Origin of the sequence: Herbaspirillum rubrisubalbicans (assembly GCF_003719195.1) — a bacterium.
GTDB lineage: Bacteria > Pseudomonadota > Gammaproteobacteria > Burkholderiales > Burkholderiaceae_D > Herbaspirillum > Herbaspirillum rubrisubalbicans.
Genome location: NZ_CP024996.1, coordinates 3,219,658 through 3,246,096, shown reverse-complemented (window position 1 = coordinate 3,246,096; position 26,439 = coordinate 3,219,658). Strand labels below are relative to the sequence as shown.

The following is a 26,439-nucleotide window of genomic DNA, read 5'->3' as shown; positions in this document are numbered from 1 at the left end:
AGGGGGACGACGCATGATGCTAGGGCTCCTATGGAGAGTAAAGAAAAGGTCGGGGCCGCTCAATGCGCGGTGTCGCGTCCGGCGTAGGCCAGTTCTGCGGCAACACGGGCTTGCCAGGGCGCCCGGCGCGCTGTACGGGCAGCGGCATCGAGGCGTGGTTCGAACACCGCGCGCAGGCGGGTGCGGGCGCAGGCTTGCGGCAGGTCGTCCCACAGCAAGCCCTGGCTGCCAGCCAGGTAGGCGATGCCGCGCAGGCTGGCATGAGCGGCCTGATGGGTGCGATAGGTGGGTACGCCGGTCAGGTCGGCCTGCAATTGCAGCAGCAGGTCGCTGGCCGAGAGGCCACCCCCGCTCATGAGTTGCGTCACCGGCAGGCCGGCCACCTCGGCATTGGCGTGCACGCAGGCCGCGACCGCCTGGGCGATGCCTTCCACCAGGGCATGGGCGATCTCGGCGCGGCTGCTGGCCAGCGACAGGCCTTGCAAGGCGGCGCGGGCGCCACTGTGGCGTTGCGGCGCCTGGATGCCGGCCAGGGCCGGCACGAAACTCACCCCCCCTGCGTGCGGCACGCTGGCCGCCAGCGAGAGCAGGGCACGCGCATGAGGAAACCAGCGCTGGCGCTGGCAGGCCCAGGTCAGCACGGCGCCGGTGGTGGCGCAAAAACTCTCCAGGGCAAAATGGGAGACGCCCTGCTGGCGGCGCGCCGTGACCACCACGCTGCCGGTTTGCTCGCTGATGCCAGTCGCCAGCGGCGCGCGCGTGCCCACCAGCAGGTTGATGAAGCTGCCGGTGCCATGCACGCACAGGGCTTGACCGGCGGCCAGGCAACCCAGGCCGATGGCGCCGGCCAGCTGGTCGCCGGCACAGGCGCGAATGGGCAGGGCGGCTCCCAGTACGCTGGTCTCGCTCATGCCGTAGTCATCGGCATCCTGGTACAGCGGCGGCAACAGCTCCAGCGGAAAATCCAGTGCTTGCAACCAGTCCAGCGCATAGGCGTGTTCGTCCAGGCAGTAGGCATTGCAGGCGGTGGCATTGGTGGCGCTGGTGGCCAGCAGGCGACCAGCGCTCAACTGCCACAGCAACCAGGTGTCGATGCTGCCGAAGCCCAACCGCCGCTGCCGCCAGGCCTGGGCCACGGCAGGGTTGCTGCGCAACAGATGGGCCGCCCACAGGTAGGGTGAACGTGGTCCCAGTGGACGCCCCAGGCGCGGGCGCAGGCGACGCTCCCAGTGCACGGCCAGCTTGGCCAACTGGGCGGCATGGCGGCTGTCCTGCCAGACCAGGGCCGGCGCCAGCGGCTGGCCGCTGACGGTATCCCACAGCACGGCGCTGGCGCGCTGGTTGCACAGGCCGATGGCGCGTACCTGCAGGCGCTTCTGGCGCGCCTGCTGCAGCGTGGCGCGGCACACGGCCAGGGTGTGTTGCCAGATCAGGGCGGCATCCTGCTCGACCACGCCGGGTTGCGGTGAATGGATCGGCAGGGGCAGGTGGTGCAGGCAGGAGACTTGGCCGTTGGCCGTCACCACGGCCGCGCGAGTGCCGGAGGTACCGGCATCGATGGCCAGGATGGCCTCACGACCGCTCATGGCGTCTTCTGTCGCTGGGATAGGGCGCCGGGTCGGAGGTATCGGCAACCGCACAAGGACGTTCGAGGTCGGGATGGAAGTCCACGCGCTCTGGATCCCAGGGGATCAGGCGGCACAGTGCGCTGGCGGCCAAGGGCAACATGGCGACCAGCAGCAGGCACAGGGAACTGCCCAGGCTTGCTTGCAGCAGCGGGAACAGGAGTAGCCCAAGGGTCGCGCCGCCGGCGCCCAGGGCGCCGGTGATGCCATTGGCGCGGGCCCGCAATTCGCTGGGAAAGGATAGCGAGGACAGGCTCTTGCCATTGGCACCCGGCCCGGCCGCATGGCATAGCAGAAACAGTGAGGGTAGCAGCCAGGCTTGCCAGGACCGCAGTTGCGGCCAGGACGCCGCCAGCATCAGCAACACCAGGCCGGTGGCGCCAAAGCCGCAGGCCGCGGCGTTGCGCAAGCCCAGCCGGCGCGCCAGCCAAGGGGCCAGCAAGCCACCGGCGATGCCGCACAGGTTGAACACCAGCGCGCCCCAGGCGGCTTGCCGCGCATCCTCGCCAAACAGTTCCAGGCCCAGAATGGGGAGATACCAGCCGATGGCGAAGTACTGCACCGCCTGCACCACTTGCACGGTGGCGGCCAGGATCAGGCGCAGCAAGTAGGGCTGATGCAGGAGTTGTCGCAGGCTGGCGTGGGGAGCCTTTGTCAGGCCACCGTTGTGTTGTGCAGGATGGCGCTCGAGTAGCTGGAAATAGGGAGCATCGTAGAGCCGCGAGAGCGCCTCGGCGCATTCCTGCCAGCGCCGCCGGCGCGCCAGCCAGCATGGGCTTTCCACCAGGAACAGCAGTTGCAGGTTCAGCATCAAAAAGGCAGCCAGCGCCGTCGCCGCCAGTGGATAGCGCCACAGGCTCTGACCTACGTCCCATGGTTCCACCAGCAGCACCAGCAGCAGGTTGCCGCATACCGCCAGGTACCACAGCGCTTGCCATAGCGAGAGGCGACTGCGCAGGTGCTGGGGGGTGATCTCGGCCAGCATTGCCATGGCCACTGCGAAGTCCAGCCCGAAGGCGATGCCGGCCAGCAGGCGGCCCATCAGGATGCTGGCGAAATCGGGCGCGCAGGCCACCAGCACTGCTCCTCCCAAGGCCAGCAACTTGGCCAGCAGTAGTGGCCGCCTGCGCCCCCAGCGGTCGGCCAGCCAGCCGCCCAGAGGATTGGCCAGCAGTGCCGAGGCGGCCGCCGAAGACGCCAGCCAGGCCACCTCGGGCGGTCCCAGGCCAAGCTGACCGATCATGGCCGGCAAGCCCACGCTCAAGGCCGAATGCGACAGGGCTTCCAGGAACAGGCCGCCCAAGAGCAGCCACCACACCAGGCCGGCATGGCCATGCAGGGACGGGCGGGAATTGATGAAGGCGACGACATCGTCGATGTCTCGCAGGGGGACTGCAGCTTGCACGGGGCTCTCCTGATGAAGTCTGTAAGAGGCCGTCGCAAACCGCGCACGTGGTGAGACCATCCTACAGATGGTCTCTTATCTAAAAATCTGCCGGGCAATTCTATGAGCCCGGCGCCGGGCTTGTCAACGATTGGCGGCTCCCAGCCGTCCGCCGTATTATCTCGGCGCTCAGGGCCGCGCGCCGCTGGCCAGGCGCGCCCGCACCTGCGCCACGACCTGCGGCAGTTCGGCTACCGAGTCGATCACGTAGTGGGCGCCGGCTGCCCGCAGGCGGAGTTCGGCCTGTTGCTTCAATCGCGTGACTTCCTCATGGGGCAATTGCGCCAGTTCCTCGCGCGTCAGGCCGACTTCGTTACCGGACAGCGACACGCCCACGCTCCACATGCCGGCGCGAATGCCTTCCTCGATGCCGGGCACGGTGTCGTCGACCTTGATGCAGGCGGCCACATCATCGATCTTCAGCGCCAGCACGTTGGCCAGCGCCATGTAGGGGCCGGGGCGGCCGCCTGCGGACAATTCATCGCCGGCCACCACGTGGTCGGGCGCGATGCCGTCGACCGCCGCCATGGGCCGCAGTACCTCCAGCACCTGACGCGGATAGCCGGAGCAGGAGCCGATCTTCAGGCCCTCTGCGCGCAGCCAGGCCAGCACCTGTGCGGCACCCTCGATGGGCTGCGAATACTGACCCACCTTGGCGATCTGCATTGGCATGAAGCGCGCATAGATGGCGTCGACATCGGCGTCCGATGGCGCACGTCCGCTGTGCGCTTGCCACTGCGCGGCGATGGTCGCATCGTCCAGCAGCACGCGGATGTGCTGCCACTTGGACAGACCCATGGGGCCGCGTGCCTGGGCCAGGGTGATATCGATGTCGAAGCTCTTGAAGGCATCGACGAAGATCTGGGTCGGCGCCAGCGAGCCGAAGTCGACCAGGGTGCCGGCCCAGTCGAAGATGACGGCCTGCAATGGGCGGACGGTGGCTTGTGCTTGGTGCATGGAGTGTTCTCCTTGGCGGAAGGTAAGGGGGATTCAGCAGGCTGCGGCGATGAAATTGCGCCCGCGCGTCCCCTGCAGGGCGGCCTGCAGCGCGGCCTCCCAGCGCCCGCCCAGACCATAGCAGGCGGGATCGGTGGACACGCCCAGCGCTTCCAGGAAACCGGTCAGGCGGGCAATCGCCTGTTCGGCGCTGTAGGCATCGAAGATCTGCAGCAACAGGGTATCGACCTGGGCATCGCGCCCCAACGCCAGGCGCAGGATATGCGGCAGCGAGAAGGAACAGGCGATGCCATGCGCCACGCCTTGGCGCAGCGTAATGTCATAGGACAAAGAATGGGCCAGCGCGGTCTTGGTATTGGAAAAGGCCAGTCCGGCTTGCAGCGCCGCCAGTGCCATCTGTTCGCGCAGGGCCAGGTCACGCGGCTGGCGCATCAGGGCCGGCAGCTTGACGAGGATAGTGCGCGCAGCTGCCACGGCCAGGGTCGAGGAGACCGGATTGCGATGCACGTTCCAGATCGCCTCCAGGGCGTGCGATAGGGCATCCAGGCCGCTGGCCAGGGTAGTGGCGGCAGGCAGGCTCAACATCAGGCGCGCATCGATGATGGCCGCCTGCGCCCAGGTCCAGGGGCGGTGCAGGGAATACTTGCGGCCGCCGCTGGCATCCCACAGCGTGGCCCAGGGCGTGACCTCGCTGCCGGTGCCGGCGGTGGTGGGGATGGCGATGAGCGACTTCAGGCGCGTCGGCTCGGGCTGGAAGGCCGATTCTTCGCGCAGGTGCGCGAGGACTTCATCAAAACGGCCCGAGGGTGTGGGTGCCAGCATGGCCTTGGCGCAGTCGATGACGCTGCCGCCGCCCAGAGCGATCAAGCAGGGGACATCGGCGTGCTGCTGCCACAGACGCTGGTACATGTCAGCCAGCCAGGCCACATCCGGGTTGGGTTGCACGGTATTGTCGATGCCCGCCAACTGCACGCCCAGCAGTTCGGCCACGCTGTCTTCCAGCCCCAGCGCGGCGGCGTCGGGAAAGGTGAGCAGCAGCGCGCGGCGACCTGCCAGCAGGCGCGGCAGTTGTGCCAAGCTGCCGGCGCCGGCATGGAGGGTGACCGGGTTATGGAAATGCCACATGGTGTCGTTCTCTTTTTCAAGCCAAGCAAAGGCGTCAGCGTTGACAGGACAAGAGCTTAAAGAGACATTGTGACGCCCCTGTTATCGATATAATCATCAAAACTGGACCGAGCTATTGATAGGATCTATAGATGACCCCCTCCCAATTACGCGCTTTCCTGGCGGTGGCGCGCCACCGCGGCTTTTCGGCGGCGGCCCGGGCGCTGGGTGTGAGCCAGCCGACCCTGACCACGCAAGTGCAATCGCTGGAGCGCGAGCACAACGTGGAACTGTTCTTTCGCCGGGGGCGGCGAGTGGACCTGTCGGAGACCGCGCAACGCCTCTTGCCGATCGCCCAGAACATTGCCGAACTGGAGCTGGATGCCCTGAACCTCCTGGTCAATTCGGGGGCGCTGCATGTGGGACATCTGCGTATCGGTGCGGTGGGGCCGTTCCACGTGATCGAGATGGTCGATGCTTATCGCGCCCGCTATCCGCGAGTCGAGCTATCCATCAAGCTGGGCAACTCCGCACAAACGCTGGCCGACCTGGAAAACTACGTGACCGATGTGGCCGTACTGGCCAGTTTTACCGACGATGCGCGCTTTCATGCCTTGCCCTATGCCGACCATGCGGTGGTGCTGTTCGTCCATCGCAGCCATCCTTTCTACCAGCGCGATGCGGTCGCGCTGGCCGAGCTGGACCAGCAGCCCATGCTCATGCGCGAGCAAGGTTCCACCACCCGCCTGGCACTGGAAAAAGCCATGCAGCAGGCCGGCGTGAGCCCCCGGATCGTGATGGAAATCGGCAGTCGTGAAGCTTTGCGCGAGGCCGTGGCGCGCGGGCTGGGCCTGGGCACGGTGTCGGAGGCCGAATTCATTCCAGATGAACGTTTTCGCATGGTACGCATTGAGGGCGATCCGGTCAGCACCCACACCTATGTCTATTGCCTGGCCGAACGTCGCGAAGGGCGGCTGGTCGGTTCCTTCATGAAGATCGCGGCGCGCAGTTGAAGGCGCGACCGCCTGGGCTATCGCTTTGCCTTATCATTACGGTTTCTTCATTTCTGACCCAGGAAGACCGACCGTGATCAAGCATATCGTGATGTGGAAGCTCAAGGACCATGCAGAAGGCGCCGACAAGGCCACCAACCTGCGCAAGATGAAAGAATTGCTCGACAGTTGTGCCAATGTGGTGCCGGGCATCCTGAAGTTCGAAGCCGTGCTGGCGCAGCCCGGCCTGGAAGCCACCTACGATGTGGTGCTGTATTCGGAGTTCGCCTCGCGTGAGGCGCTGGACGCCTACCAGGAACATCCTGATCACGTGGTCATCAAGCCCTTCATCGGTGCCGTGCGCGAAGCGCGCCAGTGCATGGATTACGAGATCTGAGGCAGGCATGAGTCTGCCCTTGAGCGAGGTCTTCCCGCAAGGTAATCCCTACCTCGAAGCGCTGGGCGTGGAAGTGCTGGCCTACGGCGAGGACCGCGCCGTCATGGCGCTGCGCCTGAAGCCGGAATTCATGAACAGTTGGCAGGTGGCCCAGGGCGGCATCAGCATGACCCTGCTGGACGTGGCCATGGGCCTGTCGGCGCGGGCCGGGGTGCCGGATGCCAAATCCTCGGCTACCGTCGAGATGAGCACCAGCTTCCTGCAACCGGCCGGTCATGCCGGCGAGACCATCATCGCGCGCGGTCATACCTATCATCGCTCCACCACCATGTGCTTTTGCCAGGCCGAGCTGTTCAATGGCGAGCGCCTGGTGGCCAAGGCCATGGGCACCTTCAAGCTGATCCGGCGGCTGGATATCTCGCGCAAGCTCGATCATGAATGAGCCGATGTGCTCTTGTTTTGAACCCTGTGCAGGAACGTTGCAATGAAAATCACCGTAGATCACTGGGAAGCGCTGCGCGCCCAGGCCCAGCCGATTCGTTTCGAAGTCTTCGTCGATGAACAGCAGGTGCCGGCCGAGATCGAGCTGGATGACATGGACCCGCATTGCCTGCACGCGGTGGCCTATGACGATGCCGGCCAGCCCTTGGCCACCGGCCGCCTGCTACCGGACGGCCACATCGGTCGCATGGCCGTGCGCAAGGCCGGGCGTGGCAAGGGCGTGGGCGGCGCGGTGCTGCAGGCGCTGATGCAGGCGGCGCGCCAACGCGGCGATGTCGAAGTCATCCTCAATGCCCAGGTCCAGGCTGAAGGTTTCTACCAGGCCCACGGTTTTGCGCGTGAAGGCGAGCAGTTCATGGAGGCCGGCATCGCCCACATCACCATGCGCGCCCGTCTTTGAGTCTTTGAATCTCAGACCGGCTGCGCCTTGGCGCGTGGCAGGTCGTCTTGCAGCCTGAAGTAAGCCAGTTGGGCGCTCAATTCATGCGCACGTTCGGCCACCACTTCGGCGGTCGTGGCCAGTTCCTCGGAGGCGGCGGCGTTGCGCTGGGTGGTGTCATTGAGCTGGGCCACGGCCGAACCGATTTCCTGTACCCCTTCTTCCTGCATCCGCGAGGACAGCGTGATCTGGTTGATCTGCTGCGAGGCCTGGCGTATTCCCTGCAGGGTGCCATCGACCAGTCGCTGGCTGGTTTGCTCGGCCATCTCCACGCTTTGCTGGGCAATCACGCTGATCTCGTGGGCGCTGCCCTGGCTGCGCTCGGCCAGCTTGCGGATTTCGGCGGCCACCACCGAAAAGCCGCGCCCATGTTCCCCCGCCCGGGCCGCTTCGATGGCCGCGTTCAAGGCCAGCAGGTTGGTCTGGTAGGCGATGTCGTCAATCACCCCGACCTGGCGCGCGATGCCGCGCATGGCCGCCACCGTGGTCTGCACCGCCGCGCCACTCTTGTCGGCATCGGCCGCTGCTGCCACCGCGATCTGGTCGGTGCGGCGGGCGTGTTCGCCGGTCTGCTGGATGGCCCGGCTCATGTTGGTGATGGCGCTGTGGACTTCCTCCACCGCTGCCGCCTGTTCACTGGAGGCCTCTGCCAAGTCGTGCGCGGTGGCGTTGAGCTGGCGTGAGGAGTGCTCCAGCGCCTGGGTCGACAGCGTTACGGCGTGCATGATCTCGGTGAGCCGTTCGCGCATGGTGTGCATGGCATAGAGCAGGCTGCCACGGTCACGGCGGCGCAGTCGCACGCTCACCCCAAGGTTGCCCTCGGCGATCTGGCGCACAATGTGGGCCGCGTAGTCGGGTTCGCCACCGAGCTGGCGGCGCAGGCTGCAGATGATCCACAGAGCGATGACAAAGCCCACGGCCAGTGCCAGGCCGGCGATCTGTAGGTTGTGGCGGCGCAGGGTGGCGTATTCCTCCAGGGCGGCGTTGTAGGATTCATGGGTCAGGCTTTCCTGCAACTGCCCCAGCCTGCCCAGTTCGGTGGCCAATGAGGCCAGGCGTGGGGTCAACTGGGTCCAGCTCTGGTTGGCTTGCAATAACTGGGTGGTGGCAATCAGTTCGATGACCTGGTTGCGCTCTTGCAGGTAGGTTTTCCAGCTTTGTTCGAAGCGTTCGGCTTGGGCTTGCTCCTCCGGGCTCAGGCGGGTGGCGCGGTAGGCTTGCCAGGCTTGTTCGAAACTAGCGTCCAGGCCTTTGAGGCGGCCCAGCCACTGCTGGATCTGTTCATGGGCGCTGGCCCCATCGGGACCGGGCGCGGTCGGTACGTTGGCCAGCATCAGGGCGCGCCCCATGACGTCGCGGTTGGTGTAGAGCGCATCGCGCACCCGGGCGATGTGGACCAGGGCCATGGTCCGGTCTTCATAGACATAGCGCAGCTTGTCGTTGCTGGAAGCCATGCCCAGCATGTCGCGCCAGGCCAGCAAAAGCACGCTGGCGCACATTACCGCTACCAGGAGCGCCAGGCGAGCGGTAACCGTCAGTTTTCGTTGCACGATATTTTCCTTGTGAGTGCGGACGGAAAGAAGGGGGAGGAGTGGTGAGGGTTCCTTCAGTCCAGCACAGAATATAGCGAATCTTGTTGCTATGCAGAATGAAGAATAGAGCAGTTTGCGTCCCTGTTTCCTGAAGCTATGTGGTTTCCCACAATACCGGCCCGGAATCGGCTGAGAGATACTTGCGGCCGAACCGGGGAGGGGGAGTTCTCCCGGACAGAAAATAATCAACTGGCCTGAACGGACGACGATCCGATAACGGCTGGCGGCAGGTCTGGCTGGACCTGCCGGTCATCCACGCTTAAGGAGAAAGCACCATGTCGGCGCAAAAACCGCCCCTTTACAAGTCACTGTATTTCCAGGTCCTGTGTGCCATCGTGATCGGCATCCTGCTGGGCCACTTCTATCCTTCCACGGGTGAAGCCATGAAGCCGCTGGGCGAAGGCTTCGTCAAGCTGATCAAGATGATCATCGCGCCGGTCATCTTCTGCACTGTCGTCATCGGTATCGCCGGCATGGAAGACATGAAGAAGGTCGGCAAGACCGGCGGCCTGGCCCTACTGTATTTCGAAGTGGTCAGCACCGTAGCTCTGATCATCGGCCTGTTGCTGGTGAACTTCCTGCAACCGGGCGTGGGCATGAACGTCGATCCCTCCACGCTGGATACCAAGAGCATCGCCTCCTACACCGCCCCGGGCAAGATGGGTTCGGTGACCGATTTCATCATGGGCATCATCCCCACCAGCATGTTCGACGCCTTTGCCAAGGGTGACGTGCTGCAGGTGCTGCTGGTGGCGGTGCTGTTCGGCTTCGCGCTGCACAAGTTCGGCGGCCGCGGCACGCTGGTGTTCGATTTCATCGAGAAGATTTCGCACGTGCTGTTCTCGGTGGTGGGCGCAATCATGAAGGTCGCCCCGATCGGCGCCTTCGGTGCGATGTCCTTCACCATCGGCAAATACGGCGTGGGTTCGCTGTTCTCGCTGGCCAAGTTGATGGGCACCTTCTACCTGACCTGTCTGCTGTTCATCTTCGTGGTGCTGGGCATCATCACCCGTCTGCACGGCTTCTCGATCTGGAAGTTCGTCAAGTACATCAAGGAAGAACTGTTGATCGTGCTGGGTACTTCCTCCTCGGAATCGGTGCTGCCGCGCATGTTGGCCAAGATGGAAAACGCCGGCGCCAAGAAGACCGTGGTGGGTCTGGTGATCCCGACCGGTTACTCCTTCAATCTGGACGGCACCGCCATCTACCTGACCATGGCGGCCGTGTTCATCGCCCAGGCCACCAACACCCCCATGACCTTCGTGCAGGAACTGACGCTCTTGGGCGTGCTGCTGTTGACTTCCAAGGGCGCGGCTGGCATCACCGGGTCCGGCTTCATCGTGCTGGCCGCCACGCTGTCGGCAGTGGGCCACGTACCGGTCGCCGGCCTGGCGCTGATTCTGGGGATCGACCGCTTCATGTCCGAAGCCCGTGCCCTGACCAATACCATCGGCAACGGCGTGGCCACGTTGGTGGTGGCCAAGTGGAGTGGCGAACTGGATAGCGAGCGCCTGACCAAGGTCTTGAACAACGAGACCGTGGAAGACGCGCAGGCACCGGAAGCCGTGCTGGATCGCACCGAAGCCAAGATGCATCACTAAGCAGACTGCGGGAGCGCACTCCCGTACAGCCTGCCTGATCGGCCCCATCCTCGCGTCATTGCTGGCGCGGCGATGGGGCCGATGTCTTTGCGGGATCAGGTCCGCACCGCCTCGATCAGGAAATCGACAAACGCCCGCACCCGCGCCGAGAGATGCCGGTTGTGCGGATAGAGGATGGAAAAACGCCGGGTACGATGGCCGGCCGCCTGCAGTACTTCCACCAGTTCGCCGCGCTGTACGGCGGCCTGGGCGATGAAGTGATAAATCTGGAACAGTCCGCCGCCGGCAATGGCCCAGTTGACGCAGCCTAGCACGTCGTCGTGGATGCGCTGACGGCTCTTGAAATGGAAGTCCACGTCGCGTCCCTGGGCATCCTTGAAGATCCACGGCATGGCACGCCCGGTGCTGGGCAGGATGAACTGGATGCAGTCGTGCTGTTCCAGCTCGGCCACGCTGTGCGGCGTGCCGCGCCGCTGCAGGTAGGCCGGGGCGGCAAAGACGCCCAGCGTGGCGTCTTCCAGCGGGTGGGCGATGAGCCGCGAATCCTGTGGGATGCCCAGGCGGATGGCCAGGTCATAGCCTTCCTCGACGAAATCGATAACGCGGTTGGCAATGCTGACTTCCACCTCGATCTGCGGATAGCGGGCCTGGAAGCGTGGCAGCAGGGGCAACAGTCGGTAGTGCGCATAGGGTGTGCCCACGCTGATGCGCAACAGGCCGCTGGGGACTTTTTGCTGGCCGGTCAGGAAGCGCTCGGCTTCGGCGATCTGTTCCAGCGCCTGGCGGCATTGCTCGTGGTAGAGCTGGCCTTCGCGGGTGAGCCGTATCTGGCGCGTGGTGCGGGCAAACAAGCGCACCCCCAGGCGCGTTTCCAGGCGGCTGATGGAGCGGCTTACCGAGGCGGGCGTGACCCCCAGCGCTTCGGCGGCAGCGGTGAAGCTGCCCAGTTCGGCAGCCTTGCAGAAGAGTTCGATACTGCCTAGCTGGACGGGGTCGAAGCTGCGCATTTGTTCAATGATGTAATGAATGAATTGACTGGAAGCCAGTTTATCTTCGTTGCGGGAGGCAATAAAGTGGCGTCCATGCTGGCAACGCATTTTTGTGCAGTTGCCGCTTCCCCCTGATGAAGAAAGGAACAGCATGAAGACCCCCAATATCCTGATGATCGTCACCTCCAGCAGCCGCATGGGCGACACCGACAAGCCCACCGGCCTGTGGGCCGAGGAACTGGCGGCGCCTTATTACGCGCTGGTCGATGCCGGCGCCTCGGTGGTGATCGCTTCGACCGCCGGTGGCCGCGCGCCCATCGATCCGGGCAGCGTCAAGGCCCAGGGCCAGAACGATGCCATCGTCGAGCGTATGTTGGCCGATGCCGAGCTGCAGCAACGCATCGCCCAGACCTTGCCGCTGGGGCAGGTCAAGGTCGATGCGTTTGATGCCGTGTTCTTCCCCGGCGGCCACGGCACCATGTGGGACTTGCCCACCGATGCCAATGTGAAGGCGACCGTGGAGGCCGCGTTTGGCGCCGGCAAGTACATTGCTTCAGTCTGCCATGGCGCCGCTGGTCTGGTCTCGGCCGTGCGCGCCGATGGCAAGCCGATGGTGGCAGGCAAGCGTGTCAATTCCTTCACTGATGCCGAAGAGCGCGAAGTGGGACTGGCCGAGGTGGTGCCGTTCCTGCTGGAGAGTCGTCTGCGCGAGCTGGGCGGGGTCTTCGAAGGAGCCGATAACTGGCAGGTGTTCGCGGTGCGCGATGGTCAGTTGATCACCGGCCAGAACCCGCAATCCTCGGAGCGGGTGGCGCAGGTGCTGCTGGAGGCGCTGGGCATGGCGGCTTGATCGTCCATCCTCGGTCGCCTGCGGCAAACAAGGCCTGTCCAGCATATGGACGGGCCTTAGTTTTTTTCGGTGCCGATGATGCCCTTGACGAACCAGCGCTGGGTGGCCACCACGAACAGCGCCGGGATGACGATGGCGACCAGGGCGGCGGCCATCAGCAGGTTCCATTCCGGCATCTGGCCGGCTTCGATGGGGATGAAGCTGGCCATGGCCAGAGTGATGGTGCGCATCTGGTCGTGACTGGTGATGACCAGCGGCCACATGTAGTCCTTCCAGGTGCTGATGAAGACGATGGCGCCCAGGGCGGCAAAATTGGTCTTGGATAGCGGCAGCAGGATGTCCACGAAAAAGCGCCACGGGCCGGTGCCGTCGATGCGCGCCGCCTCCACCAGTTCGGGCGGGATGGTGCGGTAGAACTGCAGGAACAGGAAGGTGCCGGTGGCCGAGGCCACCAGCGGCAGCGACAGGCCGGCATAGGTGTTGATGAGGCTGATCGAAGGCACGATGTGAAGGCCAAGCAGATCGTGCAGCACGCCATCGATGCCGGTGGCCTCCAGCAGGGCGCGCAGCGGCTCGAACAGGTCGGAAGCGGCGGCATAGGTGGGCACGATGCGCACCTCCAGTGGCAGCAGCAGGGCGCTGAAGAGCAGGGCCAGGATCAGGCCGCGGCAGCGCGGCTGGAAATAGGTGACGGCAAACGCGGTCACCGAGGATAGCAACAGCTTGCCGGCCACCACCAGGCTGGCCACCAGCAGGCTATTGAACAGGTAGCGTCCCAGGTCGATGCGTTGCGCTACCTCGTGCAGATTGTGCAGCAGTGCGGTGCCCGGCGTGAAGGGCATTCCCTGGGTCAGCCACTGCTGGCTGGAGACGCTAGCCGAGCACAGGATCAGGTACAGCGGCCCCAGCGCCAGCAAAAGGCCCAGGGCCAGTACGCAGTAGGCCAGGGCGGTCATGAGGGGATGCCGTTCGACCATCACCATCCTCCTTGGCGGAAAAAGCGTAGCTGCAACAGCGTCAGCGCCACGATGAACAGCATCAGGATCACCGACAGGGCCGAGGAGCCCGACAGGTCCAGCCCGATGAAACCATCCGAATAGATCTGGTAGGCCAGGATCGCGGTGCTGCGGCCGGGACCACCCTGGGTCAGCGCATCAACCAGGCCGAAACCGTGGGTGAAGGCTTCGATCACGTTGATCACGCAGGCCAGCAGCAGGGCCGGGGCGATCATGGGCAACTGGATGTCGGCAAAGCGCCGCCAGGGCCCGGCACCATCGATGGCGGCCGCCCCCAGCAGATCGACCGGGATGCGCTGCAGGGCCGCCGAAAAAAGGATGAAGTTCAGCGGCACCTGGGTCCAGGCGAAGGCCAGGATCAGTACCAGCATGGCTTGTTCGCCATAGAGATGGGGTGCCCACAGGCCCGGCCAGGTATGGTTGAGAAAGGCCAGGGCGCCGGTGACCGGATTGATGAGCACCTTGAGCACGATGCCGATCACCACCCCGGCCACCGCGTAGGGCCAGATGAAGATGCTGCGCAAGAGCCGTTTGCAGCGCACGTCCAGTTCCAGGCAGGCTGCCAGCGCCAGGGCCATGCCCACGGCCAGCAGCGTGCTGCCGGCAGTAAACACCAGGGTGGCGCGCAGCGAACCATAGAAGGCGTCGTCGCTGAGGATGCGCAGGTAATTGTCCAGTCCCACGAACACCGAGCCATTGCCGAACGGGCGCACCAGGTACAGCGACCAGGCAATGGCCTTGATGGCCGGCCACAGGAAGAACAGGAACACGATCAGCATCTGTGGCGTGGCCAGCAGTAGCGGAAACCAGCGATCAGGGAAGGCGGGACGTTGGTTCATGATGGGTAGGATGGTGCTTCAGGGGGAGACCGGTGCGGCATAGGTGCGGCGAAAACGCTGCAGCAGACCATCACCGCGCTGTCGTGCACGGGCCAGGGCCTGGCGCATGTCCTGTTCGCCGGCCAGGGCGGTCTGCACCTGTTCGGTCCAGGCCAGCCGCAGTTGCGGGAAAAATCCCAGGCGCGGGCCGACGCCGCATTGCCTGGCCGCGGTATCGAGCGAATGGATGCCGGCCACGACCGAGGGCGGATAGCCGCTGGCGTCATCCATGATCTGTGCTGCTACCTGGCGCGTCACCGGCAGGTAGCCGGTCTGGCGCACCAGCATGAGCTGGTTCTGCGGTTGCTGCAGGTAGGCGATGAACGCGGCCACCGCCGCATAGACCTCGCGGCTGAAGCCTTTCATCACCCATAACGAGGCCCCGCCCGGTACGCTGTTGTGGCGCGTGCTGTCGGCATGGATCGGCAGCGGCCGTACCGCGACGTTCTTCAGCCCGCTCTTGGCCACGGCATCCCAGGCACTGCTGGAGTCCAGCAGCATGGCGCATTCACCGGTGGTGAAGGCTAGCGTATGACCTCCGGCGCGGGTGGCTGCGCCTTGCACCAGCAGATGCTGGCGGTACCAGCGCAAGACTTCTTGCATGAAGCGCAGGTGCAGGCCCTGATCGAACAGGTAATGGCGGGACAAGCCCAGGTGACCATTGTCCTGGTCGGCGATGGGCGCGCCTTCGATGGTGCTGACCTGTTCCAGCATGATCCAGGGATTGAAGTCGCTCACCAGCGGACAGGCCTGGCCGGCTGCGCGCAGCTGGCGGGCGGCTTGTTCCAGTTCGCCCCAGGTGGCCGGCAACGTGCTGATGCCCGCGCGGCGTAGCCGGTCGGTGTTGAGATAGAGCACGGCGGTGGAGACATTGAAGGGCAAGGAGTCGAACTGGCCCTGGGCATCGGTGTAGTAGCTGCGGATGGCCGGCAGGTAGTCCTGCCAGTCCACCACCTGGCCATGCTCGGCCATCAACTGGTGCACCGGGACGATGGCGCCGCTCAACATCATGTCCAGCGTGCCCACGTCATAGATTTCCACCAGCGCCGGTTGCTGCCCGGCGCGATAGGCGGCGATGGTCTTTTGCATGGTCTGCTCGTAGGTGCCGGGGATGACGCAACGCACGTGATGCTGGTGCTGGGCCGCATTGAAGCCGGCGCAGAGCTGGCGCACCGCAGCGGCCGTGGCGCCGGCGTGGCTGCTCCAGAATTCGAAGTTGGCGGCTGGTGCCCGTGGCATGACCAGCAGCAGGCACAGCCCCAGTGCCAGTACGAGCAGTGAGGAGCGATGCCACGGTCGGCAGGGGATGCGCAGGGTCTTCACATGATGGGGCGGGTACTGTCGCGGATGACCAGGTGGGTCGAGAACACTTTCTGCACCAGGGTCGCGGGTTCACCGCCGTCCGTTTTGCGCTGGCCGCGCTGCCCGATGTGTTCCAGCAGCAGCCGCACGGCGAATTCGCACATGTCCAGCATGGGGGCATCCACGCTGGTGAGCGAGGGGATGCTGAAGTCGTCATAGCGCATGTTGTCGAAGCCGACCACGCTGATCTCGTGCGGCACTTTCACGCCCAGGTCGTAGAGCGCCTTGAGCGCGCCCAGCGCCATGCGGTCATTGCCCAGGAAGATGGCATCGGGCCGTTCGGCCTGGTGGCATAGCTGGGCGGCGGCGCGATAGCCACTCTCCAGCGACCAGTCGCCGGTGACTATCCATTCCGGGTGCGGCGTCAGACCGCATTTTTCCAGTCCATCCAGATAACCGAAATAGCGTGCCTCGCTGGAGGTGGGCACGCCATCCTCGCGCGACTTGCCGGGCAGGTGGTCCTTTTGTGGGCCGGTGACCAGGGCGATCTTGCGGCAGCCGGTGCGGTACAGGTGTTCCACCACCGCCAGGCCGGCCTGGCGATCCGATTGCACCACGTGGTGACAGACCGGATCGGCCATGCCATAGACCACGCAGGGATAACCCAGCCGGTGCAGTTCGGCCACCACCGGATTACCGGCCCGGTTGACCATGGCGATCATGCCGTCGATGCGCCCGGCCAGGAACAGGTCGCGCACGTAGACCAGCGAGGCTTCATCCTCGCGCATCAGGTTACGTTGCAGCAGCGTATAGCCGGCGCGGTCGGCGGCGCGGGTCAGGGTTTGCACCACGTTGTGGTAGTGGGTGTCCTGGGTGCGCTCGGAACGTTCGTCGTAGGACGAACCGTTGAACATCACGCAAGCCAGGGTCTTGGTGGAGATGTTGCGCAGCGAGCGCGCGGCCACGTTGGGAATGAAATTGAGCGCATCGATGGCGCTTTGCACCAGCTCGCGCGTCTTGGGGGCCACTTTCTCGGGGTGGTTCAGCACCAGCGAGACCGTCTGGAAACTCACGCCGGCAGCCTTGGCGACGTCCTTGATGGTGAGGCGGGTCATGACTGGGGCAGGTACAGCGGTGAATGCGATCCGTGGAGGTGTTTCATGATGATTCAGCAATGGTGGGCAGCCCTGGTGCGGCGGCTGGCCGGGCAGCGCAATCATATATGACGCTTTGTGCAACAGGCACAAAAATGTTTTTCTGCGCTGCGGCCAGATGTAATCACGAGGTCATAAATCTTCGCGAGAATAGCGGTAGTTGGAACGTTCCAATGTAAAGCAAGAGCGAATAAATTGCAAAAAAGAACTGGAGAGGCCATTCGATGTAAAGAAGGCCACTTTTTTTCTCTTTGAATTAGAACGTTCTATTTAATTGATACGATACGCAGCCGGTCTCCAAGCCTTGCTGGCTGCGTCTTTGTCACTTCCGTCAGTTTCGCCACTTTGGTCACCACCTTAGCCACGATTTGCTTTTCAGGGGAAATAACATGTCTTACCGCAGCCAATGTCACCACTATCTACGTTTGTCATTGATGAGCCTGGCCATCTTGTCGGTGCTGCCGATGCTGGCGCGCGCCGCCGACGATGTGCCGGCCACCGGCGCGGCCCAGGCCAGCGATGCGCCGGCCGCCCAGGATGGCAGCGTCAAACGCTTGGACAGCGTGGTGGTCACGCGCAAGCGCAGCCAGAGCAGCGCGGCGGTGGCCGGCAAGGAAGTGGAAGACCGCGTCATGGATAGCGTCACCCGCGAGCAGGTGGAGCGCCTGCCGGACTCTACTGTCACGGACGTGGTCAAGCGCGTAGCGGGGGTATCGGTCAGTTTTAACCCGGACAACGTGAACGGTCGTGACAAGGCGCAATTCATCGCTATCCGCGGCCTGGATGGCAGCTATAACAATGTCACTATCGATGGCGCGCCCATGGCCTCGGTCGACCAGACCACCCGCAGCCCCCGCACCAATATGCTGCCGGCCTCGATGGTCAAGGAAGTGCAGGTCTTCAAGACCTGGACGCCCGACATGGACCCCAATGCGGTCGGTGGCTCGGTCAACATCGTTGGCCGCAGCGCCTTCGATAATGGTGGCAAGCCCTATTTCAGCGCCACCGGGGCGGTCGGTCATGCCGCCGGCAGCGGCAAGGTGACTTCGGGCGCCGATGGTCTGGCCAAGAAGTCGGATGTGAGCTTCAGCAATACCTTCGGTCCGGATCATCGCTTCGGCTACGTGGTCTCGGCCAACTTCGAGAAGGAAAACACGGTCTCCATCGGTCACATGACCACCGATAACATCTTCTACAACTACTACAACCCCAACGGCAGCATCGCCAACCCGGCGTCCTCGGGCGGCCCCAATACCGGTAACGGCTTCCCGGTGCCGCAGCAGTTCAAGTACTGGCAGCACCTGAAGAACACCGAGACCAGTGGCTTCAATGCCAAGCTGGAAGGGCGCTTCACGCCGGATCTGTATGGTTTCGTGGGATTCGGCTACAACAATGATTCCACCCATATCCTGCGCAATGAAACCTTCATCGATGACAGCCGCAGCACCGGCAATAACCCGGTCCTGAACCAGACCGCCACCAGCGGCCAGTTTGCCCGCGGCGAGGCCGAAGCCGGCTATGCCGCCTCTACTGTCAAGCGCACCGTCTCTGCACTGCAGGGCGGCCTGGACTGGAAGCTGGACGATAACCAGGTGCTGTCGCTGCGTTCGTCCTTCTCGCAAGCCCAGCACCGCGAACCCCGTCAACTGGCCAAGTACATCTTCGCCAACTACACCTATCCGGGCGCCGGTTCGGCACCTGTGTTGAGCGGCACCAATGCGCTGGGCATGAGCTACAACACCGCCGGCTTCGAGCCTTCGGTGGCACTGAACAATCCTTCCAACTTCACCAACCTGAACAACTGGCAGGCCTATTACTGGCGCAAGGAAATGGTCAAGATCGATGACCAGGTGGGTGACGTGAAGCTGGATTACCGCTGGAACATGGACCAGGATGCACGCGGCCTGGGTGCTGGCGTGGGGGTGGATTACCGGCGCCTGGAGCATAGCTACGACTATGTCAACAACCAGTATTTCCCTACCTCAGGGGGGCTGAACATGGTGGGCAACGGTTTCGTCTCGGGCACCATCATGCCTTATAGCGGCGGCTTGCCCTTCATCCTGGTCAATGGCCCGCAGGCCTGGCAGCAGTTCGCGGCCAACCAGAACCAGATTGCCGCCAGCAGCGCCAACAGCATCAACAGTCTGCAAAGCAATTACTCGCACAGCGAACAGACCGCAGCCCTGTATGCGATGGCTTCCTACCGCACCGATGGCTGGAGTACGCTCTTTGGCCTGCGTCAGGACAACACCAACCTGTCCACCACCGGCAACGTGCGCAGTGTGACCAATGGCGCCACCAGCTGGGTCTCGCAGACCAAGGATTCCAGCTACAACTACCTGTTGCCAGCGGCCTCGCTGATCGTCAACGCCACCGATGCCCTGAAATTGAAGTTCGCCGCCAGCCAGACCATCGGCCGCCCCAACTTCGACGCCTATGCCCCCAACACCACCATCAGCCAGAACACCGATGGCTCGGTGTCGGTGACCCAGGGCAACCCGGACATCAAGCCGCGTGAATCGAACAACCTCGATGTCTCGGCCGAGTGGTACCTGCCCAATTCCAACCTGGTTTCGCTGGCGCTGTTCAACAAGAAGATCAAGAACGAGATCTACACCCTCTCCAGCCAGGGCAGCCTGTTCTACAACGGTGCCACCCGCGCTGCTTCGATCACCCAGCCGGTCAACGCTTCCAGCTCCAAGATCAATGGCGTGGAACTGAGCTACGTGCAGAACTCGCTGGGCTGGATCAGCCCGCTGCTGCAGGGTCTGGGCTTCTCGGCCAATATCAGCTTCCTCAATGGCCGCCTCAACGCCGCCACCAGCAACGGCAGTACTCGCACCATCAACAACCTGGTCAACCAGCCCGACCAGATCCGCAACCTGACCGTGTTCTACAACTACCAGAAGCTCGATCTCTCGGCCGCCTACAACTGGACCGGTCGCAGCCTGCGCCTGGTGGACGCCAGCCTGCCCAGCCAGGACGTCTACTGGCAGGCGCGCAAGCAGATCGACCTGCAGGCCCGCTACGACTTGGGCAATGGCTGGCGCGCCTTCGCCGAGGTGGCCAACCTGACCAATTCGCCGGTCACCAGCGTCACCGGTCCCAACAAGGATCTGCTCAAGGACACCTTCTCCATGGGCCGGATGATCTGGGTCGGCGTGAACTACAGCCCCAAGAACCTGTGATGCAACTGGTTTCATTTGACTTCCCCTTGTACCTCCCCCTGTAAGGAAATGCCATGTCCAATCTTGAACAACTCCTGGAATTGAGCCGCCAATCGATGGGCATCATTCCCATCCTGGCCCTGCTGCTGCTGGTGGTGCTGGCCGTCTCGGTCGAGCGCTTCATCTTCTTCGCGCGCTGCCTGCCTTCGGGCAAGCGCATCGACGAGGCGCTCACACAAGCCGACCATCAGAATACTGCCGCGCTGCAGGACATCGTCCAACGCTATCGCAGCACCATCTTCGGCCCGACCCTGCAGGCTTCGGTCGAATCCCGGGCGCTGGCCTCGGGCGAGGCCATGGAGCGTTACATCGATGAGAGCATCGTGCGCACCATGCCCGAACTGGATCGCTCGCTGTGGTTGCTGGGTGCGGCCATCACACTGGGTCCGCTGATCGGTCTGCTGGGCACCATCATCGGCATCACCGAATCCTTCAACGTGCTGGGCACTGCCGGCAGCAGCAGCGGCGCGGTCACCAACGGCATCGGCCACTCGCTGCTGGCCACCGGTTGTGGCCTGCTGGTGGCCATTGCCGGGGTGGCGGCCAACAGCTATTTCGCCAAGCGCGTGCGCCTGGCCTTGCTGGAGCTGGATCTGATCAAGCTGGTCTTCATCAAGCAACATTGCCTGTATGAAGAATCGATCATCGTGCGTCAAGCCGCCGATGCCCAGGGTGCAGCGCAGGGCAAGAGCGTCATCAAGCGCGTAGCCGATGTGGCTTACGCTGGAGCCGCATCATGAGCCGCACCCGTTACCTGCAATCGGATGAGCCGCATATCGAGATCATCCCGATGATCGACATCATGATGTTCTTGCTGATTTTCTTCATGGTGACCATGTTGAAGATGATCGATGTCAGCGGACTGAAGATCAATGTACCGCAAGCCGCCAGCGCCGCCACGCTGCCCAGCAAATCGCTGACCATCGTGGTCAACCAGCAAGGCGAGATGTTCTTCGAGGGCAAGCCGGTCCAGCACGATGCGCTGGTGGGCGAACTCAAGGAGCGGGCGCAGACGGCCAAGCTGGAAGTGCTGGTGGCTGGCGACAAGGACGTCTCGCTGGAAAACCTGTTGCACGTCATGGATGTGGCGCGCGAGGCCGGAGTGGAAGACATCGGCATCGCCGCCAAGCATTGAGATGGCCATGATGAGTGATTCCCTGACCCTGCCGCGCCACGGGATGGCGCCTGCCTTCCAGGGTGGTGCTGCGCTGCGCTGGCCGTTGGCCATCGCCGTGGCGGTGGCCATTGAAGTGGCCATCGTGTGGCTGGGCTGGCCGCAGGCCCATGTGCCCGAACCGGTACCGGAGCCGGTCAAGGTGATGAAGCTGGTCACCATCGCCGAGGCCCCGCCGCTGCCGGAACCGGCGCCGCCGGTACCGCCGCCGCCCACCCCTAAGCCGCCCAAGCCCACACCCAAGCCCAAGCCGGCGCCAACGCCAACGCCGCAGGCCAAAGCGCAACCCGTGCCGCAAGAGCCGGCCCCGGTCGCGCAAGCCGCACCGCCGCCCAGCCCAGCCGTGGCTGCCAAACCGGCCGCCCCGAGTGCGCCGCCAGCACCGGTTCCGCCCAAGGTTGACGCGGGTGCGGTCAGGCGCGGACTGGTGCCGCTGCTGCGGGTGGAGCCGGATTACCCCCCCAAGGCCCTGGCCAGCAATACCGAAGGCGTGGTGGTGGCGCACGTGACCATCGAGAAGGATGGCTCGGTCAGTGCGGTCAAGATCGTGCGCGCCCAGCCGGCCAAGCTGTTTGACCAGGCCGCCACCAAGGCGCTGATGCAATGGAAGTTCTCGCGTACCGATGAACCGGTGTTGGGCGAGGTCGAACTGCGCTTCAGCCTGAACTGAGAATGAGCAATCGAGGATGATGTCGATGAAAAGAAACCCCTATGGCCGCCGCAATTTCCTCAAGGCCGCTGCCCGCTCGGGCGGCGCGGCGCTGGCCTTGTCGAGCCTGCCGGCCAGTATCCGCAAGGCCTTGGCCATTGCCCCGTCCTCACCCACGGGCAGCATCAAGGATGTGAAGCATGTGGTGATCCTGATGCAGGAGAACCGTTCCTTCGATCACTATTTCGGCTGCCTGAAAGGGGTGCGGGGTTTTGGCGACAGCATCCCGCGCCCCCTGCCGGACGGCAACCCGGTGTTTTACCAGCGTGATGCCCAGGGCAAGCTGGTGCTGCCGTATCGCCTGGAGATGGCCACTACCAGCGCCGGGCGTGCCGGTGGCAACCTGCCGCACGCCTGGAAGGACCAGCACGCCGCCTGGAACCGGGGCGACTATGATCGCTGGATCGAGGCCAAGAAAGACACCGTCACCATGGGTTACTTCACCCGCGAAGACCTGCCTTTCCACTATGCCCTGGCCGAAGCGTTCACCATCTGCGATGCCTACCATTGCTCGGTGCTGGGTTCGACCAACCCCAACCGCTTTCACCTGATGAGTGGCGGCATCGACCTGGCGGGCCGCTTTGGCGGTCCCATGACCTACCAGCCGCGCACCGGCGCCTGGTCGGGCGTGCCGGGCCAGGTGCGCACCGGGGCCGACAGCTTCCGCTGGATGACCTACCCGGAGCGGCTGGAGCAGCACCAGGTGTCCTGGAAGGTCTACCAGGGGACTGATGAAGAGCAGCAGGACCATGGCGACTACCCGAGCGACTTCAATGTCCTGCAGTACTTCTTCAACCAGTACCAGACCGCCGCCCCGGATTCGCCACTGTGGCAGAAGGCTTGCAGCAAGTTCACGCTGGCCGACCTGGCGCGTGACGTGCAGGGCGGTAGCCTGCCGCAGGTCTCGTGGCTGATGCCGCCCAAGCTCAGTTGCGAGCACCCGGATCGTACCCCCGGCTATGGCGCTCATTACATCAGCCAGGTGCTGGATATCCTCACGGCCAATCCAGCCTTGTGGAGCAGCACCGTGCTGCTGGTGAACTATGACGAAAACGATGGCTTCTTCGACCACGTGGTGCCGCCTACGCCGCCGCTTCACGCGCAGCAAGGCTTGTCGACGGTGGACGTGAGCGGCGAATTCCACCGCGTGGGCGACTACGTCAATCCCGCCGACGACTTGCCGGCCGGGCTGGGTGCGCGGGTGCCGATGCTGGTGATCTCGCCCTGGTCCAAGGGCGGTTACGTGTGCTCGGAAGTGTTCGATCACACCTCGGTGATCCGCTTCCTGGAGCAGGTCTTCGATGTCCACGAGCCCAACATCAGCCCCTGGCGCCGTGCCGTCTGCGGCGACCTGAGCACGGCCTTCGACTTCAGTCGGCGTGATGCCCTCACGCCGGTCTTGCCCGATACCTCGGCCTACCGCGCCTTGTCCGATGCCCAGGCCAGCCTGCCGGTGCCAGTGGCCCCCAGCAATCCGGTCATGCCGCAGCAGGAGCGCGGCGCCCGTCTGGCGCGCGCCTTGCCTTATGACCTGGCAGTGCATGACCGGGTCTTGCCGGCGCAGGGGAGCATCCAGCTCGATTTTCTCAATCCCGGCCGGGCCGGCGTGGTTTATCAGGTCTACGCCAGGCAGGACAGCGAACGCTACAAGACCTTCACCGTGGAGCCCGGCAAGTCCTTGTCGGCGCAGTGGAGCGGGGTGGGGCCGGTGGGTGGTTACGAGCTCAAGGTCTATGGCCCCAATGGTTTCCTGCGCGAGTTGCGGGGCAGCCTGGTGCGCCCGCAGTTGGCCGAGCCGGTGGTGCAGGCGCGCCACGATGGCGAGCGCGGCGAGCTGGTCCTGACGCTGGAGAACCCCGGTGCGCAGCCGCTGCGTATCGTCATCCACGACCAGATCCATGGCCAGGCAACGCGCACGCTGACCTTGGCAGCGGGGCAGCAATTGCGTTACCAGTGGTCGGTGGCGGCCAGCCATCATTGGTACGACCTGCTGTTGCAGGTCGAGGATGTGCCGGGCTTTGCACGTCGCCTGGCTGGCCACGTGGAGACCGGGAGCCCCTCCGTTTTCATCAGTTAGCAGTCCTGCGGCGGGCCGTATTGTTGCGGCCCGTTTCCTGCCTGTTCTTTGCCTGTTCTTTGCCTATTCTCTTTGCCAGGAAGTTTTCATGAATCACCTTGGTCGTCTCCTTGCCACCTGTACCCTTTGCCTGCTCATGGATCAAGCGCACGCCTTTCCCGCATGGCGCCAATCGGCGCTGACCACCCCCACTGGCGTCGTGCTGGTGTCTTCGCACCGTAGTTGCTGGACCGAGACCTCGGAGAATTCCCTGGACGGTATCCGGCGCTGCATCGCCGAGGGCATCGACATCGGCGAGATCGATGTACGTACCACACGCGACGGCGCTCTGGTGCTGATGCATGACGAGACGGTGGACCGTACCACCGACGGCCAGGGTGCGGTGGCCGACCTGAGCCTGGCGCAGATCCGCAGCCTGCGACTGCGCGCCCATGGCGGCGGGCATAAAGCGGCTTTGACCGCGCGCCGGATACCCACGCTGCAGGAAGCGCTGGCCGCAGCCCGCGGCAGGATCCTGCTGAACCTGGACGTGAAGGCCGCCGACATCGGCCCGATGGTGGCCGCCATCATGGAGACCGACACGGCCCATGACGTGCTGCTCAACATCAATGAAGGCGTCGATCCGCAGCAGGTGGCTTGGGTGCGTTCGCTGGGCATTGCCGTGCAGACCCTGTATTTCGATGAAAAGACCGGCGCTTCCAGACGCCAAGCGCAATTGCAGGCGATGGCCCGGCAGGAGCCGACGGTGTTGCAGCCTATCTTCCACGATCCGGCGGTAGTCGACGCCGCGCGCCAGGCAGTGCAGGGACGTCCGGTACGGCTCTTGGTCAACACCATGGCGTTGGACATCGACAGCGGGCGTCCGATGAACCTGGCCGGCCCTTACCTGGACACGGTGGCGCTCCAGCATCCTGAACAGGTATGGGGCAAGCTCATCGAGAACGGGGTGAGCATCATCCAGACCGATGAGCCGCAGCGTTTGTTGGCCTGGTTGAAGCGCAAGAAGTTGCGGTGATGGATCAGAGAGAAAGCCCTGCGGGGCTTTTTTTGTACCGGTGAAGGCCAAAAAAAAAGCCCACGACCTTGCGGTGTGGGCTTGAATCCAATTCTTTAGGAGGAAATTGGAGGAGACAGGTGTGACTTTACTGCTCTGCACCAAATCCATCCAATTTATCTTTCATATATCTGATATTCAGCATGGTTATGTCATGCGAATGCCATAGGAGGCGCTCGGAGGCCGCAAGCTCAAGCAGGGCGGGCTTGTCCGTCGTCCACTCCAGACTCGGGTGAAGCTCCCTGCACTCGGGGCTTGCAGGGGATCTTGCAGGCCTTGTCGGTGGCTGGCTCGGCGCTATATTGCATCGCCATAGGGTCAACCACCTGCTCGGTGAGCACCGGTTCGCCGATGATGGGCACGCGCAAGACCGTCGAGCAGCGGGTGCCATAGTCGGGCGAGCGGATGAAGATGGGCGAGAGCATCCTTTCCTTTTCCAGCCCGATACCAGTATCGGGCAGGCGGCAGTCGTTGGCGCGGGTGCCGTCGGTGAGCATCTCGAAGAAGGTTTCTTCAGGCGCGCCCTGGCACAGCAGGCTGGCGAATTGCGCCTTGGCGCGGGTGAGCTTGGGCCAGGGCGTGTCCAGCAGGGCGTTGGAGAGGCCATAGACGCCATAGTCCAGCGGCTGCCCATTGCGCGCATCCTCGCCGCCCCGGTTGGAATACCACAGCATGGTGTCGCGATTGCCCAGCAACAGGTTGAAACCATTGTATTGCTGCGCACTGGCTTCGATCTGGCGCAGGTAGTCTTGCGGCTCCAGCGTGCCGGCCAGGTAATCGGCCACCAGTTGGCCACGCGTGGGGGCGTCGCTACGTCGCTCGGCGGGCGCGCGTACATTGGTGATCGCCGCGAAACGGCCATCGCGGGTCACGCCCAGCCAGGTGCCGCCGCCTTGCAGGTCGCGCCCGCCATAGATGTGCGGGTGATCGTTCCACCAGTCGGCGTGGGCCGCCGGGCGGGCGTAGAACTCGTCGCGGTTAGCCGCCAGGATCAGCGGCATTCCGGGGATCACTTTCCAGGCGAAGATGATCAGGCACATGGGGCGACGTCCTCGAACTGTTCCACATGGCGCGCTCCCTGGATGAGTGCGCTGGCGCCGGCATCGTCCAGGGCTCGCTGCAGGGTCTGCGTGAACGCATCGACCCCGGCCGGCAGGATGGCTTCATAGACTTCCATCCAGGTCTGCAAGCCGTCCTCTTCACCGGGGCGGCGCTTGAGGGCGCCGGCAATGCCCAGGCGCGCCTGCAGTGTGGCTTGCACGCCCTTGATCTTGCCCAGCAGCGGGGCGGTATCGGTGCTGGCGACCCGGTAATAGATGTAGAGATCCATGGATTCGTCCCTAGGGCTGGTGGCTTG

24 protein-coding genes are annotated in these 26,439 nt (G+C 64.0%); 12 read left to right on the top strand and 12 right to left on the bottom strand.

Annotation, left to right across the window (positions count from 1 at the left end):
• Positions 1–59: 59 nt before the first annotated feature.
• The 4 genes from RC54_RS14525 to psrA all read right to left on the bottom strand — a co-directional run bounded on the left by RC54_RS14525 (position 60) and on the right by psrA (position 5,151).
• Entirely contained in the window at positions 60–1,586 is a 1,527-nt protein-coding gene (locus RC54_RS14525) for an FGGY family carbohydrate kinase (protein WP_058895823.1), read from the bottom strand.
• Positions 1,573–3,030, bottom strand: a complete 1,458-nt coding sequence (locus RC54_RS14520) for an MFS transporter (RefSeq protein ID WP_058895822.1) — start codon at positions 3,028–3,030, stop codon at positions 1,573–1,575. Before RC54_RS14520 ends, RC54_RS14525 begins: the two co-directional genes overlap by 14 nt.
• A 168-nt stretch (positions 3,031–3,198) precedes the next feature.
• On the bottom strand, positions 3,199–4,026 hold the full coding sequence (phnX, locus tag RC54_RS14515; protein WP_058895821.1) for a phosphonoacetaldehyde hydrolase: 828 nt from the start codon (positions 4,024–4,026) through the stop codon (positions 3,199–3,201).
• Between the two features lie 33 nt (positions 4,027–4,059).
• Entirely contained in the window at positions 4,060–5,151 is a 1,092-nt protein-coding gene (gene psrA, locus RC54_RS14510) for an iron-containing alcohol dehydrogenase PsrA (protein WP_061789548.1), read from the bottom strand.
• 131 nt (positions 5,152–5,282) lie between these two features.
• Here psrA and RC54_RS14505 point away from each other — a divergent pair, with 131 nt between their 5' ends.
• The 4 genes from RC54_RS14505 (at position 5,283) to RC54_RS14490 (ending at position 7,420) form a co-directional block, all read left to right on the top strand.
• Positions 5,283–6,143 carry a LysR substrate-binding domain-containing protein gene (locus tag RC54_RS14505; protein WP_058895819.1) on the top strand — a complete coding sequence of 287 codons (861 nt, stop codon included), beginning with the start codon at positions 5,283–5,285 and terminating at the stop codon, positions 6,141–6,143.
• Positions 6,144–6,216: 73 nt separating this feature from the next.
• Complete coding sequence (locus RC54_RS14500) at positions 6,217–6,519, top strand: Dabb family protein (RefSeq protein WP_061789549.1); 303 nt, start codon at positions 6,217–6,219, stop codon at positions 6,517–6,519.
• Positions 6,520–6,526: 7 nt separating this feature from the next.
• Entirely contained in the window at positions 6,527–6,961 is a 435-nt protein-coding gene (locus RC54_RS14495) for a PaaI family thioesterase (RefSeq protein WP_017450356.1), read from the top strand.
• A 42-nt stretch (positions 6,962–7,003) separates the two neighbouring features.
• On the top strand, positions 7,004–7,420 hold the full coding sequence (locus tag RC54_RS14490) for a GNAT family N-acetyltransferase (protein WP_017450357.1): 417 nt from the start codon (positions 7,004–7,006) through the stop codon (positions 7,418–7,420).
• 11 nt (positions 7,421–7,431) lie between these two features.
• Here RC54_RS14490 and RC54_RS14485 read toward each other — a convergent pair whose 3' ends face one another.
• Complete coding sequence (locus RC54_RS14485) at positions 7,432–9,009, bottom strand: HAMP domain-containing methyl-accepting chemotaxis protein (protein WP_164471219.1); 1,578 nt, start codon at positions 9,007–9,009, stop codon at positions 7,432–7,434.
• Between the two features lie 317 nt (positions 9,010–9,326).
• On the opposite strand from RC54_RS14485, the gene RC54_RS14480 reads away from it, so the two are divergent.
• Positions 9,327–10,652 carry a dicarboxylate/amino acid:cation symporter gene (locus tag RC54_RS14480; RefSeq protein ID WP_058895816.1) on the top strand — a complete coding sequence of 442 codons (1,326 nt, stop codon included), beginning with the start codon at positions 9,327–9,329 and terminating at the stop codon, positions 10,650–10,652.
• A 95-nt stretch (positions 10,653–10,747) separates the two neighbouring features.
• On the opposite strand, the gene RC54_RS14475 is transcribed toward RC54_RS14480, so the two are convergent.
• Entirely contained in the window at positions 10,748–11,659 is a 912-nt protein-coding gene (locus tag RC54_RS14475; RefSeq protein ID WP_174526100.1) for a LysR family transcriptional regulator, read from the bottom strand.
• 133 nt (positions 11,660–11,792) lie between these two features.
• On the opposite strand from RC54_RS14475, the gene RC54_RS14470 reads away from it, so the two are divergent.
• Positions 11,793–12,491, top strand: coding sequence for a type 1 glutamine amidotransferase domain-containing protein (locus RC54_RS14470; protein ID WP_061789551.1), 699 nt, complete (start codon positions 11,793–11,795; stop codon positions 12,489–12,491).
• 56 nt (positions 12,492–12,547) lie between these two features.
• Here RC54_RS14470 and RC54_RS14465 read toward each other — a convergent pair whose 3' ends face one another.
• From RC54_RS14465 to RC54_RS14450, 4 genes are read right to left on the bottom strand one after another with little or no spacing between them, the layout of a single operon-like run.
• Positions 12,548–13,468, bottom strand: a complete 921-nt coding sequence (locus RC54_RS14465; protein WP_058895813.1) for an ABC transporter permease subunit — start codon at positions 13,466–13,468, stop codon at positions 12,548–12,550.
• Positions 13,468–14,346: a carbohydrate ABC transporter permease gene (locus RC54_RS14460; RefSeq protein ID WP_058895812.1), complete on the bottom strand. Its 879-nt coding sequence runs from the start codon at positions 14,344–14,346 to the stop codon at positions 13,468–13,470. The genes RC54_RS14465 and RC54_RS14460 overlap by 1 nt, the downstream gene beginning before the upstream one ends.
• Positions 14,347–14,364: 18 nt before the next feature.
• Positions 14,365–15,708 (bottom strand): extracellular solute-binding protein, encoded by a 1,344-nt coding sequence (locus tag RC54_RS14455; RefSeq protein ID WP_058895811.1) that lies wholly within the window; start codon positions 15,706–15,708, stop codon positions 14,365–14,367.
• Positions 15,705–16,802 (bottom strand): LacI family DNA-binding transcriptional regulator, encoded by a 1,098-nt coding sequence (locus tag RC54_RS14450; protein WP_058895810.1) that lies wholly within the window; start codon positions 16,800–16,802, stop codon positions 15,705–15,707. Before RC54_RS14450 ends, RC54_RS14455 begins: the two co-directional genes overlap by 4 nt.
• A 428-nt stretch (positions 16,803–17,230) precedes the next feature.
• Here RC54_RS14450 and RC54_RS14445 point away from each other — a divergent pair, with 428 nt between their 5' ends.
• From RC54_RS14445 to RC54_RS14420, 6 genes are all read left to right on the top strand, one after another.
• Positions 17,231–20,029 carry a TonB-dependent receptor gene (locus tag RC54_RS14445; protein ID WP_058895809.1) on the top strand — a complete coding sequence of 933 codons (2,799 nt, stop codon included), beginning with the start codon at positions 17,231–17,233 and terminating at the stop codon, positions 20,027–20,029.
• Positions 20,030–20,082: 53 nt separating this feature from the next.
• On the top strand, positions 20,083–20,808 hold the full coding sequence (locus tag RC54_RS14440) for a MotA/TolQ/ExbB proton channel family protein (protein ID WP_058895808.1): 726 nt from the start codon (positions 20,083–20,085) through the stop codon (positions 20,806–20,808).
• Positions 20,805–21,203 (top strand): ExbD/TolR family protein, encoded by a 399-nt coding sequence (locus RC54_RS14435; RefSeq protein WP_058895807.1) that lies wholly within the window; start codon positions 20,805–20,807, stop codon positions 21,201–21,203. Before RC54_RS14440 ends, RC54_RS14435 begins: the two co-directional genes overlap by 4 nt.
• A gap of 7 nt (positions 21,204–21,210) precedes the next feature.
• Positions 21,211–21,912 carry an energy transducer TonB gene (locus RC54_RS14430; protein ID WP_058897585.1) on the top strand — a complete coding sequence of 234 codons (702 nt, stop codon included), beginning with the start codon at positions 21,211–21,213 and terminating at the stop codon, positions 21,910–21,912.
• A gap of 25 nt (positions 21,913–21,937) precedes the next feature.
• Entirely contained in the window at positions 21,938–24,028 is a 2,091-nt protein-coding gene (locus RC54_RS14425; RefSeq protein WP_272481398.1) for a phosphocholine-specific phospholipase C, read from the top strand.
• An 88-nt stretch (positions 24,029–24,116) separates the two neighbouring features.
• Complete coding sequence (locus tag RC54_RS14420) at positions 24,117–25,043, top strand: glycerophosphodiester phosphodiesterase family protein (RefSeq protein WP_244216350.1); 927 nt, start codon at positions 24,117–24,119, stop codon at positions 25,041–25,043.
• A gap of 230 nt (positions 25,044–25,273) precedes the next feature.
• Here RC54_RS14420 and RC54_RS14415 read toward each other — a convergent pair whose 3' ends face one another.
• Positions 25,274–26,122, bottom strand: a complete 849-nt coding sequence (locus RC54_RS14415) for an NRDE family protein (protein WP_061789553.1) — start codon at positions 26,120–26,122, stop codon at positions 25,274–25,276.
• Complete coding sequence (locus RC54_RS14410; RefSeq protein ID WP_058895804.1) at positions 26,113–26,412, bottom strand: DUF4936 family protein; 300 nt, start codon at positions 26,410–26,412, stop codon at positions 26,113–26,115. Before RC54_RS14410 ends, RC54_RS14415 begins: the two co-directional genes overlap by 10 nt.
• Between the last annotated feature and the right edge of the window lie 27 nt (positions 26,413–26,439).